Here is a 16,294-nt window from a genome sequence, read left to right as displayed (position 1 = left end):
GAAAAGCTCCTTCTGATAAAATGCGAAGCAGTTATTTGGTTATGAGCAGCAAGTAGCGAAGAGGATGCTTTTATCCGCTGGAATGCTTTTATACTTCAGTAAAATACCAAGTGTTTCACGTGAAACATTGGACTTGTTATCCGACAGAGCTGATGCTATACAGGATTGCCGAGGATGATGTTGATAAGGGTTTTGTTCAGCATCAGTGTGCGGTTCCATGGATTGAGAATTACTCCCTCAACAGACGGCTCTTGCAATGCAGAAGCAAAAATCTTATCAATATCTGCGGTAAATGTGGACATGATCTTATCACTGCCTTTTAACTCTTCGTCAAAGCTGGTAAATGCAGCCCACCATTGCTTTCCATCGTTGGTTTTGATCGCATGAAGAGAAATTTTTCCATCACCTTTTGGAGGTTCTACAGCAATGATCAGCTGTGCCTGCTCCTGCATTCTGTGACGGATCACGGTGAGAGTATGAGCAAGCATTTCTTCGGTTGCTTCTTTTTGGAGTGCTGCAATGGCAGTTTCGATCTTTTTATTGCCATTTAAAGTCTTGTCTAATTGTTCTTTATAGAAATCGTTGCGATTATTTGTGGTGTTCATGTATAAAATATTCCTTTCGATCAGATGATAAATGACTAGTACATTGTTTTCGAAATAACTATACCAATTACTTGTTGGTGAATCCGACTGCACAGATCTAAAAGCCTCAGCATAGCCAGCTACGCTTGCATTTTTATACCTGCACACTCGAATCAACATCCCACGCGATTAGTATAGTTATTTACGAAACAATGTATTAGCCGCAAACTGCAAGGAGTTTGCGAATGCTTTCTTTATGGATTATAGCATTTCAGGGGAAAATGAGGCAAGAGAAGAAGTGTTTTTTACTGAATCAAATAAGTCCCCTGCTTCAATTACGAAAAAGTAAAAAGTAATAAGTAATAAGCAGTGGGTGGCGTGTATTAGGAAGAATGCAACGGCGTTTAGAAGCAGGGAAAGGAATAGTGGGCATGTCTAAAAACAAGGTACTGCACTAATTCATGTGGCCACTGTTATGGGTACATTGTAAGCAGGTCCTGATAAATTGCAAAGTAGCTATTGGGTGTAGAACTGCGTAGCGAATACGGGTATTTTTATTCGTTTGATCCCAAATTGGATAGATATGTTTGCACACTTGAAGGTGAGTTGCCAGATACTGTCATCAGTATTCCCCATGATTTCGGTCAGATGCTTTTGTGAACTGGATGGGGAATTAACAAGTTAAGTGAATGTAGTAAAAATGTGTAGTTATATGAAAAAATGGAGGGTAAGGCGGAAAATATGGGGGATTTTATAGAAAAACGATATAAGAGTAAGGATGAAATAAAGAGAAATAAGAGATTATTTCTGCGAAGAGAACACTATGATAATGATAATAACACAAACGTTAAGTACGATAAAAAGGACTTTATAAAAGAAAATACTGGCAAATAAATAGAAATAATAGGATATTTACGAATGAAAAAGCATTAAAGTACAAATTATAGTACTTTAAATAAAAAAAGTACGATAAAACGTACTTTACGTGTATGCACATATAAAAAAGCCTAAAAATGCAAAATGTGCACCTGCACACATGCGGCAAAAAGATAAAATATAGATCCGTTCCTACTCTAAACATGTAAAATTTTGATTGATTGAATAAAAGAAAGCAGCAGCTTCGATAAAAAAAATAAACTGTGGGTGGGAAAATACTTGTACTCTTCCTGATAAACTGTAAAACAGCTATTTTGTGTAAAACTATGATCGAATACAAAAATTTTTGTCCGCATGACTGGGATAAAGGGAAGACAGGGAAGTCTTTTACGGCTTGATTTAGAAGAAAAAAGCCTATTAAGTGAAATTTATTTTATGCCAGTTCTATGCCGGAACCTTATTCAGATACATTTTATATTGGATATTACAAAATGAAACTATGCTTGAAAAAGCCTTTAGTTAACATGTACATAACGAATATATAACAGGATTGGAAGAAAAATGAAATAAATACGCAAATCTTTCGTAAACATAATAAAATAAACAAAAATCGAAAATTCCAGTTTCATAATATTATATTTTTTTCACGAGAGATACATGTATTTCACACTATAAAAACACTCCGGGAAAAGAAGTTTCCATTTACTATATATAGATGCTTTTGGGGAATATAAAGATAACAGCCACATTATTTTGTGGATGGAGTTTCTTGTATTTTTTACATGCTTTCGTGATACAGATAATGCCAGAGAGAATATATCGGAGTATTTTTTTGATATTTCTCATTGATTTTATAATGTGTTCGTAACTGTTCAGTACCCTTGCAGTTACAAGTCAAACCGTGTCCTGGATCGATTTCGTTGATGGCATTTTTAACCGGATCGAGGAAGTCACTTGCTTAATTATGAATATTGGTTTGATAATCTGTCTTCGGATGTTTCACGTGAAACATCCGAAGACAGATTAAGAATAAAGAGTTATAACCCCATCTTTGACAATTGCAGAAATAAAAAACAGCTGTAGTTCGTGCTTATGTGTTTTATGGTAGGTTTAATATAGATTTTAATCGAATCAAGTAATTTACCTGCTTCAATTGTGAACTACAATAAGCAGTGGTTGGGGACTTGCTTGTATCAGGAGAAGTACAGTTTCCTTCTGATAAACTGCGAAGCATTTATTAAGCTATGAGCAGTAGTGAAGAGGATGTTTTTTTCCGCTTGACTTAAAAAATGTTTCGCAACAACGACAACTCATATACGCTTTACGGTAGCGTGATATAGTTTTTAATCGCGTCAGGAGGTCCCCTGCTTCAAGTGCAAGAAGCAATAAGCAGCGGTTGGTGACTTGCTTGTATCAGGAAGAGTACAAGCAAGTTTTAATAAACTGCGGAGCAGTTATTCGGTGTAAAGCTGCGTAGCAACTGCGGATGCTTTTGTTTGTATGACTCGAATCATGAGGTCCCACTGCTTTTGGCTTCAATTGCAAGAAACGATAAGCTGTGGTTGAAGAACTGCTTCTTATCAGGGAAGAGTAGCTTGTAGTCCTTTTGGTAAATCGCGAAGCAGTTATTCAGTGTAGAACTGCGAATGCGTTTACAGATACTTTTGTTCGCTTGATAATAATAGTAATGTTTTTAGTGTTCAGATAAAATTTGAAAATGCTATAAATGCTGTAAAAGAAAGGGATTTCGATGCCTATGTAGCAGTGTGCAAGGTTCCATAAAAGATAATATATCTATACCGAGAAAATCGAATTATTTTCGAGATTACGATAAATCAGAACAATTTCAGCAAAATATCTATAAATGGGAACTTCATTTCTGGTACGTTTTTATGGCGTAAAATATATAGTCTGATTGGTAACAAATAAAACTGGAAGTTTATGCGGAGTTGATGGACTTTATAATCGATGTACTGTTACTGTCAAACTTCTGTTTAGTCCGGAATGAGTTTGGGTATACTACACAATAAATAAAATAATTCAAAACCTATTTTCTATTGTTTCACGTGAAACATTATGTGGCAGTTTAAAAATAAAAGTGTTATAATGATATCCAATGAGTAAAAATCCCTTAAAAAAATAAAAAGGAGGGGTACAATGGGACGAATCATTGCAGTTGCCAATCAGAAAGGCGGGGTTGGAAAATCAACGACAGCCATCAATCTATCGGCCTGCCTTGCTGAAAAAGGGAAAAAGGTTCTTGCCATCGACATTGATCCGCAGGGAAATACGACCAGTGGACTTGGCGCAGACAAGAATGCAGTAGAAAACACCCTTTATGAGCTGCTGCTTGGAGAAGCAGAGACCAAGGATACCATTATAAAGAACGTTGTAGATAATGTTGACCTGATACCATCGAATATGAATCTTTCCGGTGCAGAAATTGAACTGGTTGATCTTGAGGATAAAGAATTTATTCTGAAAAAGATCACGGATAAACTTCGTCGGAAATATGATTACATAATCATGGATTGTCCGCCGTCACTGAGTATGCTTACAATTAATGCTTTGACAGCCGCAACCTCCGTTCTGGTGCCGATTCAGTGTGAGTATTATGCATTGGAGGGTTTGTCACAGTTGATACATACCATCGAACTGGTAAGAGACCGATTGAATAAGAGACTGAAGATCGAAGGCGTGGTCTTTACTATGTATGATGCCAGAACAAATCTGTCACTTCAGGTTGTAGAAAATGTAAAAGAAAACCTGGACCAGAATATATACAAAACGATCATACCGAGAAATGTACGACTTGCAGAGGCACCAAGCTATGGAAAACCGATCAATCTGTACGATTCACGATCTACAGGAGCAGAGAGTTATCGCCTCCTGGCAGAAGAAGTTATAGGCAGGGAGGGCGAGTGATGGCTGGAAGAAGAACAGGAGGCCTTGGAAAGGGTCTTGACGCACTGATCCCGAACAAAGCAGGCGGTCCGTCAAAGGAACCTGCAAAAAAGACAAGATCTGCAGTTGTAAAAAAAGACAAACCAACTGAAAAAGATAATCCGGCCGCAGAACGACTTGTGAAAATTTCCAGCGTAGAACCAAATCTGAATCAGCCCAGAAGACATTTTGATGAGGATGCGCTGCTGGAACTTTCGGAATCCATTAAACAGTACGGTGTTCTTCAGCCGTTGTTGGTATCCGATAAGAAGGATTATTTTGAGATCATTGCAGGCGAACGCCGCTGGAGAGCTGCCAAGATGGCAGGGCTCAAGGAAGTTCCTGTTGTTGTAAAAGAGTTTACAGACCAGGAAATTGTAGAAATTTCCCTGATCGAGAACATTCAGCGGGAAGACCTGAATCCTATAGAGGAAGCGATGGCATACAAACGTCTGATGGAAGAGTTTCACCTGAAACAGGATGAAATCGCAGACAGAGTTGCCAAAAGCAGAACTGCAGTAACTAATTCCATGCGTCTTCTGAAGCTTTCTTCAAAAGTTCAGGAAATGGTAATTGCAGATATGATCTCAGCTGGTCATGCGAGAGCACTTCTGGGAATTTCTGATGAAGCTCTTCAGGAAACAACAGCCATGAAGGTTTTTGATGAAAAACTCAGTGTTCGTGAGACGGAAAAACTTGTAAAGAATCTGGTTTCTCCTGCGAAAAAAGTAAAAACAGAGAAAAACACAGCAGAAGATGCCATTTATGAGAGCCTGGAAGAAAAAATGAAAGGTATCATGGGAACAAAGGTATCCATTCAGCGAAAGAAAAACAACAAAGGTAAAATTGAAATTGAATATTATTCCAGAGATGAACTGGAGAGGATCATTGATCTGTTCGAATCTATCAGATAGGAGGCAGAATGAGCGGGATTTTTGAAAGCATGGGAATTGATTCCGGGATTGTGATCATTGTTTTGCTGATCCTTACCATCATTCTTCTGATCAATGTGGTGAGCAGCAATATGCGTCTCAGCCGTTTGGAACGGAAGTACAAGATGTTTATGAGAGGCGGAGATGCACAGTCACTGGAAAAAGTTTTTGTAAGAAAATTTGCACAGATCGATCGGCTGTATGAAGCAAAGGAAGATCATGATCATGACATCAGCTTTATCAAAAAAAATATGAATGTAATGTTCAGCAAATATGGCGTTGAAAAGTATGATGCATTTGATGATGTAGGTGGAAAACTCAGCTTTGCACTGGCGCTTCTTGATAAAAACAATACGGGTCTGATCTTGAATGCGGTTCACAGCCGCGATAACTGTTTCCTTTATTTAAAGGAGATCGTAAAAGGTGAGTCCTATGTTGTACTTAGTCAGGAAGAAGTGGAAGCTTTGAGAAAAGCAGTAAACTTTGGCCTTGGTGAGATTGAGAAGGAATAAAAAACTGCAAAGAGTAAGAATATTTTTAATACAGGAGGAATATCATGTTAGACATTAAGTTTGTGAGAGAGAATCCGGAGGTTGTAAAGCAGAATATCCGCAATAAGTTCCAGGACAGCAAACTGGAGCTGGTTGACAAGGTTCTCGAACTTGATAAAGAAAACAGAGAGATTAAGCAGGAGGTTGAGGCTCTCCGTGCTGAGAGAAACAAGATCTCCAAACAGATCGGTGCTCTTATGGGCCAGGGAAAAAGAGAAGAGGCAGAAGAGGTCAAAAAACAGGTTGCTGCATCTGGAACTCGTATTGAGGAACTTTCTCAGAGAGAAAAAGAGGTTGAGGAAGAGCTTCTGAAAGATATGATGGTAATCCCGAACATCATCGATCCTTCTGTACCGATCGGTAAAGACGACAGCCAGAACGTAGAGATTGAGAAATTTGGTGAGCCGGTTGTTCCGGATTTTGAAGTTCCGTATCATACAGATATCATGGAGAATTTTGATGGAATCGATCTTGACAGCGCAAGACGTGTTGCCGGTAACGGATTCTATTATCTGATGGGTGATATCGCACGCCTTCATTCCGCAGTAATTTCCTATGCAAGAGATTTCATGATCAACCGGGGATTTACTTACTGCGTACCGCCTTTCATGATCAGAAGCAACGTTGTTACAGGCGTTATGAGCTTTGCGGAGATGGATGCTATGATGTACAAGATTGAGGGAGAGGATCTTTACCTGATCGGAACAAGTGAGCATTCCATGATCGGTAAATTCATTGACCAGATCATTCCGGAGGAAGAGCTTCCGAAGACACTTACAAGCTATTCTCCGTGCTTCCGTAAAGAGAAAGGTGCTCATGGACTTGAGGAGAGAGGTGTTTACCGTATCCATCAGTTCGAGAAACAGGAGATGATCGTTGTCTGCAAGCCAGAGGAGAGTAAGATGTGGTTCGACAAGCTGTGGCAGAATACAGTAGATCTGTTCCGTTCTCTTGATATTCCGGTTCGTACGCTTGAGTGCTGCTCCGGTGACCTTGCTGATCTTAAGGTAAAATCCCTCGATGTTGAGGCATGGTCTCCACGTCAGAAGAAATACTTTGAGGTAGGAAGCTGCTCCAACCTTGGAGATGCACAGGCACGTCGTTTGAAAATCCGTGTAAACGGCAAAGATGGCAAGAAATATCTTGCTCATACATTAAACAATACAGTAGTAGCACCTCCGAGAATGCTCATTGCTTTCCTGGAGAATAACCTGAATGCAGATGGATCTGTAAACATTCCAAAAGCTCTGCAGCCATATATGGGCGGTATGACAAAGATTGAGAAAAAGACACGCGCGTAAGAGAAACGCAGGCTTTTTCAGGGAGGTGTTCTTGTGCACAGTTATTTAAAGACCGTTGGTTTTTCACAGATTACCAGAAGAAGTGAAATAAAAGAGATCATCCGTGATGTGATCGCAAGCTACGATGAAAAGGTTTGCGTGGAAAATCATCCGGAAGGCGTATTTGTACAGTTTTCCAAGAATTATGGCTGTGACTGTGGAATCAGCGTTTGTGGTCAGTACGATGAGAACGGTGAGTTTCACGTGGAATATTATTTCCCATTTTTCAGGGGAACAGGAATCACATCCAGGGAAAAAGTGACTGTTGAACGTCATACAGATAAGGAATCTTATGCAGGAGCATGTGATGATCTGCGTATTGGCGTGACTATGATCTTTTATCTGCAGAATCTGGCAGAATATATGCAGGAGAAATACAAAGGCCTGAAAGACCCGGGGGACCGTCCGGTGACGGTTTCCGGTCTGGCTTCTGAGGGAAAGATCCTGTTTCCGCTGCAGAAGGATAAGGAAGCGGTAAAGGTGGAGAGAGAACTTTCCAAAAACAGGACTAATCTGATCGCAGCAGCGCGTAATGGTGATGAGGAAGCTATGGAGAGCCTTACAATGGAGGATATGGATACTTACTCCATGATTTCCCAGAGAATTGTTACAGATGATGTTCTCACGATCGTGGACTCTTATTTCATGCCTTATGGAATCGAATGTGATCAGTATAATGTTCTTGGTGAGATTCTGGATATCATGAAATTTAAGAATATCCTGACAGGTGAAGAAATCTGCCAGATGACTATAGAGAGCAATGATATACAGTTTGATATCTGCATCAACAGCAAAGATCTTCTCGGTGAACCGGCAGTTGGACGCCGCTTCAAAGGAACAATCTGGCTGCAGGGTCAGCTGCACTATTAAGTTTTCGAATTTAGAATTAATTCTTGTAATTTCAAAATAAATATAGTAAAATAATGGTTGTGAAACTTTTGGAAGTGTTCGAAATGTTTCACAACCATATATGTCCATATAGCTCAGCTGGATAGAGCACTCGCCTCCTAAGCGAGGGGTCGGAGGTTCAAATCCTCTTATGGACGGGCTTCAAAGCGTTCGAAAATGTTAGCTGGATTAGCTGACAACGAACGCTTTTGTTATTTTCTAATCACGTTCGTGACACAAAATTCCATTCAAAATGATTAATTTCCAGCTAACGCAATCCGATTTTTGTTAGCTGACAGCTAATCAAAATTACCGGTTTGCAAACATGGGTTTTAGGAAGTCCAGCTAACATTTGGGTTCCGCTCCGTTGTCACCCCTTATTCGGGGATGTAAATCAGAGAAAAGGCGGGAAAAGAAACAATCTCTCCCAAACCTGCAAACATGAATTAGCTGAAACAGTATTCAATTCTATTAGCTACAGCTAATGGTCAAACAGCAATGTCTGTTTGGAACTTTACTATCTATAAAAGTTCCAGGCAGGCATTTTTTATTTCCTGAATCCTGGAGGAAAGGAGTCAAGATGACTGAGCCAAACAGACAATCAGGAGAAAACGAAGAAAAAATCATAGAAATTGAGATTGAGCGTCTTCGTCCGTTCAAAGAGCACCCGTTTCAGGTAAAAGATGATAAGGAAATGTTTCTTTTGCAGGAAAGCATTGAGAAGTATGGAATTTTAAATCCGCTAATCGTCAGACCAGTACCGGATGGATACTATGAGATCATATCCGGTCACAGAAGAAAACATGCTGCGGAGAAACTGGGATACCGTAAAGTACCGGTGATCATCCGAGTATTAAGTGAAGATGATTCCATTTTAAGCATGGTAGATTCCAATCTTCACAGAGAACGGATTATTGATTTTATTTTATCTTGAGGAGGATATGAAAATGAGTGAAAAGAATGATTTTATACAATTACCACCAATCAAAAAAGACACACCGTACGAAGTGGTCTCAATGATCTGGCAATATTTGAAATTACCTGAGGAATCCAGAAAGAGGGTGAAAGCAGATCTGATTGATGTACATGAGAACTGTGGGAAAGAAGATTTCAAGATTCCGGATCTCTATGACATTGTTCCCAAAGAGGAAATTGCAGAATTTGAGGACATCATGCGTAAGATCATAACAGGAATTATCTCTGAGGCCAGTGGTATAGCCACCTGGGTGTATGTGCAGAAATATGAGAAACACAAAACTCTGGATGAAATGCTGCAAGAGTGGCAAGGCGCAGGCCAGTTTATTATTGTCATGGATACCTGGTTCGAAAGATTGATGGCAGAATAATAGATGCTGTGATAGAATGAAGAAAACGATTTGAAGTGCAAATCGGAATTTATCAGAAAATGAGGAATAGTTGAAATGGAGGCGCTATAATAACATGAAGATTGAAGGGAACCAGAAAGAACTGGATGCAATGGTAGAATTTCATAAGGGAAACCGTGTCGAGGGACTGAGACTGCAAGAAGAATTTGCAGCGGAATTTCGTAAGGAGTATAAAGACAAAGATCACTGTCCTTGCCTGAAAGCCTGTCGTTATCACGGAAACTGTAAGGAATGTGTAGCAATCCACAGAGCGCATCAGGAACATGTTCCTAATTGTATGCGACCATTGATTAATAAAAAATTGAAATTGATGTCAGAATTAACAGAGCATACCTTGGCAAATGAAATAGAAGCTCCACATGAGATTTTAAGAAAATAGGCAAGTCAAATTCAAGTTTGACGGAGTAATAAATATGAAAATCCGAGAAGTGAATGAGAATAAAAAGCAATTTATAGCATTATTGTTATTAGCTGATGAGCAGGAAAATATGATTGATCACTATCTTGAAAAAGGTACTATGTATGTACTTGAAGATGGTAATGTAAAAGCTGAATGTGTCGTTACTGATGAAGATAATGGAATACTTGAAATTAAAAATATTGCAGTTGATCCTCAGAATCAAGGACAGGGCTATGGAAAAGCATTGATTGACTTCCTTTCAAGTAAATATGCAGATGAATATTCTATTTTGCAGGTTGGAACAGGTGATAGCCCGTTGACCGTACCGTTTTATGAAAAATGCGGATTTGTCCGATCTCACAATATTCCGAATTTCTTTACGGACAATTATGACCACCCAATTTATGAGTGTGGTGTACAGTTAATAGATATGGTATATTTGCAAAGATGTTTATAACTTCCAGTTTTTGAAACTGAGAAATCGGAATTTTTATAAAGAGCTGATCCAAAAAGCAGGCGCTGAAACGGAACTTGTCTATATGAAAGCCAGTAAGGAGCTTTTGCAAAAAAGGCTCTATAAAAGAAATCAGGTCTTAAATGCCAATTCGCCGTTTGTGATAACAGATGAAATATTGGAACATCATTATCACGCATTTCAGGAGCCATGGGGCGAAGGAGAAAAAGTAATTTTGCAGAAAGAGGATATTATGCAGTATTCAAAGGAAGAAAGTAAAGCAATCTGGAATCAAAACGCTGAATTTTGGGATTGTGCAATGGGGGATGAATCAAATGATTTTCACAGAGAAGTTGTCCGCCCCAAAGTAACAGAGCTTCTAAATCCTGATCCAACAGACTATATTTTAGATATTGCCTGTGGAAATGGAAATTATTCTGCATATCTTGCAGAAAAAGCTGTCTCTGTTTTGGCTTTTGATTATAGTGAGAAAATGGTGGAACTGGCAAAAAAGCGCCAAAAACGGTATGCTGATCACATTGAGTTTTGTGTAGCAGACGCCACGAATGAAACAAGTCTGATGGCATAAAAAAGAAATAAGCCGTTTACAAAAGCAGTCTCCAATATGGCGGTCATGGATATTACCGATATTAAGCCGCTTTTTACCTCTGTTTATAAATTGCTTGAGGATAACGGAGTATTTGTATTTGCGACACAGCACCCCTGTTTTGTAACGCTTACAGAAAAATATATGACGCCGCATAGCTATTACGATATTGCGATTGAAGGACAGCCTCAAAAACAATGTTATTATCATCGTTCTTTACAGGATATTTTTAATCTGTGTTTTGATACCGGATTTGTCATAGACGGATTTTACGAAGAATGCTATTTTAATAAAGAAATCCCGGATATTATCATTGTCAGAGCCATAAAAATTGAGAGGTAGATAGTAGATTTGCCATTTCCTGTAATTGTAAAAAGCTTAAAACTATGTAGGTATCTATTTTGATTATAAGACAAGAAAGACCAGAAGATTATGATACGGTATATCATGTTGTAAAAGAAGCATTTGAAAATGCTGAATATACAGATGGAAATGAACAGAACTTAGTTGCTGCGTTAAGAAAAAGCAAATCGTTTATTCCGGAACTTTCTCTTGTTGCTGTCGAGGACGAAAAAATTGTAGGACATATTCTTTTTACAAAAGCAGTTGTTCAAGGGGTTGAGGTTCTTGCGCTTGCCCCTCTTTCTGTATTACCCGATTATCAGAACAGGGGAATCGGATTATCTTTGATGAAAGAAGGACACAGTATAGCACATAAATTGGGATATGAATATTCAGTTGTTTTGGGACATTCCAAATACTATCCAAAGGCAGGATATATTCCGGCAAGTGAGTGTGGAATAAAAGCGCCATTTGAAGTTGACGATGAAAGTTTTATGGTACTTAATCTTAACGGAAGTCAAAACAAATTAAATGGAGTTATTGAGTACGACAAGGCTTTTGGGATATGATGTAAACAATTAGAAGTTGGGAAGGTAAAACATAGATCCTGCTTTTACTGCCTATGGAACACAAGACTGGCATTATAACGAAAAAGGAGAAATACTGCATTTTCCGGTGGATAATTATTATTATGAGGGCAAACGGACAGCTGTGTTTTTGGGAGAAAAGGTTACAAAATATCATAGAACACTGACCACATATCTAAATACACTGCTTTCAAATGGTTTTATAATAAATCATATTGTGGAGCCGCAGCCGCCGGAATACATGATGGATATTCCGGGGATGCAGGATGAAATGCGCCGTCCCATGATGCTGATTGTATCGGCGAACAAAAAAGTGGATAGATAGAACTAAAACACCTATAAGGTATAAATGGAGGTAATTTATGTTTAAAGAAAAAATTATTATAGAGATGAAAGAAGTATTCAAAGAAATTCCTTTTGGCATAGAGCATACTCTCAAAGTTTTAAAAAATGCAGAAGATATAATGAAAGGAGAAAATATCGGAGAGGAAGAAAAAGAATTCATCAGTATTATTGCTATACTACATGATATTGGTGCGGTTGAAGCACAAAAAAAATACGGTTCTATTGATGGTGTCTATCAAGAAAAGGAAGGACCAGAAGTAGCGAAAGAAATATTAAAAAAGGTAGGCTATAACAAAAATATTGATAGAATATGCTTTATAATAGGCAACCATCATACTCCATCTAAAATTGATGGACTTGATTTTCAAATACAATGGGAAGCTGATTTGCTTGAAAATTTAACGGTTATGGATAAAGAAAAAGAACAGGAAAAGATAAAAAAGTGTATAGATGAAAACTTTAAAACAAACACAGGAAAAAGGATAGCTTATAATCGCTTTATTTTAGATTAGTAGTAGATTATTACAGTTATGTATTTTATATCGCAAAGAAAAAATAGTAGTTAAGTTTAACCCTAGTAGACAGTAAATAAATAACGCCGGTGCGGGATTTTTGATATCCAGTACTGGCGTTATTTATTCTACAGGGGCTTAGGGGTGTATCACAAGTTCCAAACTGATTGCTTGTGCTCTCTCTCCGGTAAGTCCGTTTCCTGTAACATCGGCTGGATCGTAGCTGATAATGTGAGAGTATGAAACTTTTTCTGTAAAATAGTGTTTAAAAGGTTCTTCTATGATAAAATAAATATCATTAGGAGGGCCTTTTATTATGGCAAGACAAAAGAAACCTGTACATCGAGTACAAATGACAGAAGGAAAAAGAAACATTATCCACCAGCTTCTTGAAGAGTATGATATTCAGTCCGCAGAAGATATCCAGGACGCCTTGAAAGATCTTTTAGGCGGCACCATTAAGGAGATGATGGAAGCGGAAATGGATGATCATCTCGGCTATGAAAAATCAGAACGTTCTGATAATGATGACTATAGAAATGGCTATAAACGCAAACAGGTCAATAGCCGTTATGGTTCTATGGAAATCGAAGTGCCGCAGGATCGTAAATCAACTTTTGAGCCACAGGTAGTGAAAAAACGCCAGAAAGACATTTCTGATATCGATCAAAAGATTATCTCTATGTATGCAAAAGGTATGACTACATGACAGATCTCAGAAACTATCGAAGATATTTATGGATTTGAAACATCTGAAAGTTTCATTTCTGATGTTACAGACAAGATCCTCCCACAGATTGAGGACTGGCAGAACTGGCCATTAGATGAGGTATATCCGATCCTGTATATTGATGCGATCCATTATTCTGTGCGGGATAATGGAGTGATCCGTAAGCTTGCAGCTTACGTCATTCTGGGTATCAACACCGAAGGAAAGAAAGAAGTCCTGACTATTAATGTTGGAGATAATGAAAGTGCCAAATACTGGCTTTCTGTTATGAATGAGCTGAAGAACCGCGGTGTAAAAGATGTATTGATCATCTGTGCTGATGGTCTGACAGGAATCAAAGAAGCTATTGCTGCTGCCTTTCCCAAAACAGAGTATCAGCGTTGTATCGTGCACCAGGTAAGGAACACTTTGAAATATGTCCCTGATAAGGACCGAAAAGCTTTCGCCACAGACCTGAAGACCATCTATCAGGCTGCAGATGAAAAGAAAGCACTGTCTGCTCTGGATCGGGTAACAGAAAAATGGACTCCCAAATATCCGAATTCCATGAAACGCTGGAAAGATAACTGGGATGCGATCTCCCCGATCTTCAAATTTTCAGCCACCGTCAGAAAGGTCATTTATACGACCAATGCGATCGAATCGCTGAATTCAACCTACCGTAAGCTGAACCGCCAGAGAAGCGTATTTCCAAGTGACACCGCACTTCTGAAAGCCCTGTATCTGGCCACATTTGAGGCAACAAAAAAATGGACGACAACCATCCGGAATTGGGCACAAGTTTACGGAGAACTGAGTATTATGTACGAGGGACGATTACCAGAATAATCCGTTTTGAGACATGTTAAGACGGGCGGAATATCCGCCTGCTCTTGACATGCAGATTTGCAACTGTTATATATAAAACAAGGGCGAAAAGCTCTATGAAAGAACTTTTCACCCTTTATTATCATAGAAGAATCTTATTTACAGACTTTTTCTCACAGTCTCGCTTACCGGCGGAAACATCTTTGTTGCCAGTGTCGCTGTCGATCTGCTTTCGGAAGTGAAAATTTCCGGAAGCAACATTCTGGGTGATAAAGCATACGGAACAAATTCCATTCGCACTTACATCACAGGGCAGAGAGCATCGTATACGATCCCACCCAAAAGTAATGTGATCTAGCCTTGGTTCTTCGATTTCTACACCTATAAGGAACGCTACCTGATTGAGTGTTTCTTCAATAAACTTAAAGTTTTCCGCAGGGTCGCTACACGCTATGATAAGCTTGCTATGTCCTTTCTTGCTTTTGTCCATCTTGCTTCCATTTGGATTTTGTTGAAATAGTACAAGAATACTTTGTTTTCAGATAGGCTCTAGAAAGCAAAGCACGATAGAGTGTACGCGGTGTGCTTCTGTGCGTAGGATTTTGCGGAACAGTACATTTTCACGCTAAGCAGCAAAATGCGAAAGAGCTATCTGCAAACAGCACATTGCTTCATCCGCTGAAAATCGCTGTAATCAGAAAAAGCCCAGCACCACTTTAATGGCGTGGTGCTGGGCTTCTTTATTGTCATGTTTCGGTGCTTTTTTTGAGGATAAAACCGCCTGTGTGCTGTTTGCTTTTCTTTGCTATAATGACACGCTGCCATCTGCTCATCACGGCAACTGTACGTTTTCGGGATAGAAAATGGACACTTTTCTTTGTATAGGGAGAAAGCCGGAGAGGAAAAAAGGGTGAGCGCAGGTTGCGGTTTTCCACGGTTTCCATAGCCGCAGCGAAGGAGAAAAGGGAGAGGTGGGTTTCATAACACTCTGTCGTTCTATTCTCCAATCAGTACGTTACAGAGATATCCGTATGCAGAAGTGTTAGATGAACGCTGCAACCAACCATAGAATCCTGGAAGCAGTGTTCTGTCTGGCGCTTATGTCATGGGGATGACCTCGAATTCCTGATTCAGTAAGTCAAAAAAATACAGTGTTCCGGTTCTGACGGGGCGGTCGGTGAGAAACTTTACGCACAGGGAAACCTGCATAGAGGCGCACAGGGCGGGAGTGAAGCTCAGAACGCTCTTATTTTTGAGTGCAGCCCCGTCGGGGTACAGTAAGTCTATCAAATGATCGCCGGGGCAGGAGATTGCGGCCTGGGCGACCCAGCCGTTGACGGCACCGTAGATCAGGGGAATTCCAGCACGTTCACAGGCATTCGCGAGGATTTGCCGTGACTGGATATTGTCCAGACCGTCCAGAACCGCATCACAGTCTGTAAGAAGGGCGGCTGCGTTTTCTTCCGTAAGAAATTCCCCCACGGCATGAACCGCAACATTGGGATTCACACGCCGGACTCTTTCCGCGGCGGTCTGTGCTTTCCCAACGCCCAGCAAGGAAACTTCGGACAACAGCTGACGGTTCAGATTGGAGGGCTCAAATACATCACCGTCCACCACCCGCAGAGAGCCTATGCCAATGCGGGCAAGCATATCGATGAGATGCCCGCCCAGACCGCCGCAGCCAACCACCAGAACACGTTTGCACCGAAGCAGCTCGCATTCCGCTTCGCTCAGGGCGGGGACATTGCGCGCATATCTGGGATCCATCGTTCAGCCACCTCCCACCGGGGGAAACAGAGCCACGATGTCCCCGTCCTTCACTTCCGATTCCGGCTTGTGATGAAAACCGTTGATGAGCAGAATAGACACTTCTTCTTGGGGAATGTTCATCCGGTCAAGGATATCTCCAGCACAGGCGATACCCTCCGGCGATAGCAGCGTGACTTTATCCCTGCCTTGGCGCAAGGTTGCAAAAACGCGAACTTCAATCATGAAAATTCTCCTTTGC

15 protein-coding genes, 1 tRNA gene and 4 pseudogenes are annotated in these 16,294 nt (G+C 40.0%); 17 read left to right on the top strand and 3 right to left on the bottom strand.

The features are described from left to right. Window positions 1-155 precede the first annotated feature (155 nt). Window positions 156-605 (bottom strand): SseB family protein, encoded by a 450-nt coding sequence (locus CCC70_RS08865; protein WP_270390116.1) that lies wholly within the window; start codon window positions 603-605, stop codon window positions 156-158. A 720-nt stretch (window positions 606-1,325) separates the two neighbouring features. On the opposite strand from CCC70_RS08865, the gene CCC70_RS08860 reads away from it, so the two are divergent. The 17 genes and pseudogenes from CCC70_RS08860 to CCC70_RS16715 all read left to right on the top strand — a co-directional run bounded on the left by CCC70_RS08860 (window position 1,326) and on the right by CCC70_RS16715 (window position 14,641). Then, window positions 1,326-1,478 carry a hypothetical protein gene (locus tag CCC70_RS08860; RefSeq protein WP_265191297.1) on the top strand — a complete coding sequence of 51 codons (153 nt, stop codon included), beginning with the start codon at window positions 1,326-1,328 and terminating at the stop codon, window positions 1,476-1,478. Window positions 1,479-3,617: 2,139 nt separating this feature from the next. After that, complete coding sequence (locus CCC70_RS08855) at window positions 3,618-4,385, top strand: ParA family protein (RefSeq protein ID WP_092072358.1); 768 nt, start codon at window positions 3,618-3,620, stop codon at window positions 4,383-4,385. Beyond that, window positions 4,385-5,317: a ParB/RepB/Spo0J family partition protein gene (locus CCC70_RS08850; RefSeq protein WP_015526536.1), complete on the top strand. Its 933-nt coding sequence runs from the start codon at window positions 4,385-4,387 to the stop codon at window positions 5,315-5,317. The genes CCC70_RS08855 and CCC70_RS08850 overlap by 1 nt, the downstream gene beginning before the upstream one ends. An 8-nt stretch (window positions 5,318-5,325) precedes the next feature. Beyond that, window positions 5,326-5,847 (top strand): DUF4446 family protein, encoded by a 522-nt coding sequence (locus CCC70_RS08845; protein WP_015526535.1) that lies wholly within the window; start codon window positions 5,326-5,328, stop codon window positions 5,845-5,847. A 44-nt stretch (window positions 5,848-5,891) separates the two neighbouring features. After that, window positions 5,892-7,187 carry a serine--tRNA ligase gene (gene serS, locus CCC70_RS08840; protein WP_015526534.1) on the top strand — a complete coding sequence of 432 codons (1,296 nt, stop codon included), beginning with the start codon at window positions 5,892-5,894 and terminating at the stop codon, window positions 7,185-7,187. Window positions 7,188-7,220: 33 nt separating this feature from the next. Then, a complete protein-coding gene (locus CCC70_RS08835) occupies window positions 7,221-8,096 on the top strand; it encodes a DUF3881 family protein (RefSeq protein ID WP_059086529.1) in 876 nt (291 codons plus the stop codon). 102 nt (window positions 8,097-8,198) lie between these two features. Further along, window positions 8,199-8,272: transfer RNA gene (locus CCC70_RS08830), tRNA-Arg, on the top strand. 326 nt (window positions 8,273-8,598) lie between these two features. Continuing rightward, window positions 8,599-9,027 (top strand): annotated as a pseudogene (locus CCC70_RS08825) (ParB N-terminal domain-containing protein); the annotation flags it as partial. Window positions 9,028-9,061: 34 nt separating this feature from the next. Beyond that, entirely contained in the window at window positions 9,062-9,460 is a 399-nt protein-coding gene (locus CCC70_RS08820) for a hypothetical protein (RefSeq protein WP_287084671.1), read from the top strand. A 94-nt stretch (window positions 9,461-9,554) separates the two neighbouring features. Then, window positions 9,555-9,878 carry a hypothetical protein gene (locus CCC70_RS08815; RefSeq protein ID WP_004613237.1) on the top strand — a complete coding sequence of 108 codons (324 nt, stop codon included), beginning with the start codon at window positions 9,555-9,557 and terminating at the stop codon, window positions 9,876-9,878. Window positions 9,879-9,912: 34 nt separating this feature from the next. Further along, window positions 9,913-10,356, top strand: coding sequence for a GNAT family N-acetyltransferase (locus CCC70_RS08810; RefSeq protein WP_004613236.1), 444 nt, complete (start codon window positions 9,913-9,915; stop codon window positions 10,354-10,356). A 250-nt stretch (window positions 10,357-10,606) separates the two neighbouring features. Beyond that, a pseudogene (locus CCC70_RS08805) lies at window positions 10,607-11,302 on the top strand (class I SAM-dependent methyltransferase). Window positions 11,303-11,361: 59 nt separating this feature from the next. Beyond that, a complete protein-coding gene (locus CCC70_RS08800) occupies window positions 11,362-11,871 on the top strand; it encodes a GNAT family N-acetyltransferase (RefSeq protein WP_287084664.1) in 510 nt (169 codons plus the stop codon). Between the two features lie 37 nt (window positions 11,872-11,908). Further along, window positions 11,909-12,214, top strand: a pseudogene (locus tag CCC70_RS08795) (class I SAM-dependent methyltransferase); the annotation flags it as partial. A gap of 37 nt (window positions 12,215-12,251) precedes the next feature. Further along, window positions 12,252-12,746 carry an HD domain-containing protein gene (locus CCC70_RS08790; RefSeq protein ID WP_008981870.1) on the top strand — a complete coding sequence of 165 codons (495 nt, stop codon included), beginning with the start codon at window positions 12,252-12,254 and terminating at the stop codon, window positions 12,744-12,746. Window positions 12,747-13,062: 316 nt separating this feature from the next. Next, window positions 13,063-14,304, top strand: a pseudogene (locus CCC70_RS08785) (IS256 family transposase). A gap of 136 nt (window positions 14,305-14,440) precedes the next feature. After that, window positions 14,441-14,641 carry a transposase gene (locus CCC70_RS16715; RefSeq protein WP_442859724.1) on the top strand — a complete coding sequence of 67 codons (201 nt, stop codon included), beginning with the start codon at window positions 14,441-14,443 and terminating at the stop codon, window positions 14,639-14,641. Window positions 14,642-15,381: 740 nt separating this feature from the next. On the opposite strand, the gene CCC70_RS08775 is transcribed toward CCC70_RS16715, so the two are convergent. Together CCC70_RS08775 and CCC70_RS08770 are read right to left on the bottom strand one after the other, a co-directional pair. Then, a complete protein-coding gene (locus CCC70_RS08775; protein ID WP_287084658.1) occupies window positions 15,382-16,053 on the bottom strand; it encodes a HesA/MoeB/ThiF family protein in 672 nt (223 codons plus the stop codon). Window positions 16,054-16,056: 3 nt separating this feature from the next. Next, the gene (locus CCC70_RS08770; RefSeq protein WP_118586105.1) at window positions 16,057-16,278 is read right to left on the bottom strand and encodes a MoaD/ThiS family protein; all 222 of its coding nucleotides are present in this window, start codon (window positions 16,276-16,278) and stop codon (window positions 16,057-16,059) included. Between the last annotated feature and the right edge of the window lie 16 nt (window positions 16,279-16,294).

This window comes from Blautia sp. LMAG:89 (assembly GCF_008679485.1).
Lineage (GTDB): Bacteria > Bacillota > Clostridia > Lachnospirales > Lachnospiraceae > Blautia_A > Blautia_A fusiformis.
The sequence above is the reverse complement of the archived record's forward strand: the minus strand, read 5'-3'. Positions and strand labels throughout refer to the sequence as shown.

Excerpts from the sequence above, each read along its gene's own strand:
- CCC70_RS08865 (WP_270390116.1), bottom strand. The coding sequence starts at position 605 with ATGAACACCACAAATAATCGCAACGATTTCTATAAAGAACAATTAGAC.
- CCC70_RS08860 (WP_265191297.1), top strand. The coding sequence starts at position 1,326 with ATGGGGGATTTTATAGAAAAACGATATAAGAGTAAGGATGAAATAAAG.
- CCC70_RS08855 (WP_092072358.1), top strand. The coding sequence starts at position 3,618 with ATGGGACGAATCATTGCAGTTGCCAATCAGAAAGGCGGGGTTGGAAAA.
- CCC70_RS08850 (WP_015526536.1), top strand. The coding sequence starts at position 4,385 with ATGGCTGGAAGAAGAACAGGAGGCCTTGGAAAGGGTCTTGACGCACTG.
- CCC70_RS08845 (WP_015526535.1), top strand. The coding sequence starts at position 5,326 with ATGAGCGGGATTTTTGAAAGCATGGGAATTGATTCCGGGATTGTGATC.
- serS (WP_015526534.1), top strand. The coding sequence starts at position 5,892 with ATGTTAGACATTAAGTTTGTGAGAGAGAATCCGGAGGTTGTAAAGCAG.
- CCC70_RS08820 (WP_287084671.1), top strand. The coding sequence starts at position 9,062 with ATGAGTGAAAAGAATGATTTTATACAATTACCACCAATCAAAAAAGAC.
- CCC70_RS08815 (WP_004613237.1), top strand. The coding sequence starts at position 9,555 with ATGAAGATTGAAGGGAACCAGAAAGAACTGGATGCAATGGTAGAATTT.
- CCC70_RS08810 (WP_004613236.1), top strand. The coding sequence starts at position 9,913 with ATGAAAATCCGAGAAGTGAATGAGAATAAAAAGCAATTTATAGCATTA.
- CCC70_RS08790 (WP_008981870.1), top strand. The coding sequence starts at position 12,252 with ATGTTTAAAGAAAAAATTATTATAGAGATGAAAGAAGTATTCAAAGAA.
- CCC70_RS08775 (WP_287084658.1), bottom strand. The coding sequence starts at position 16,053 with ATGGATCCCAGATATGCGCGCAATGTCCCCGCCCTGAGCGAAGCGGAA.
- CCC70_RS08770 (WP_118586105.1), bottom strand. The coding sequence starts at position 16,278 with ATGATTGAAGTTCGCGTTTTTGCAACCTTGCGCCAAGGCAGGGATAAA.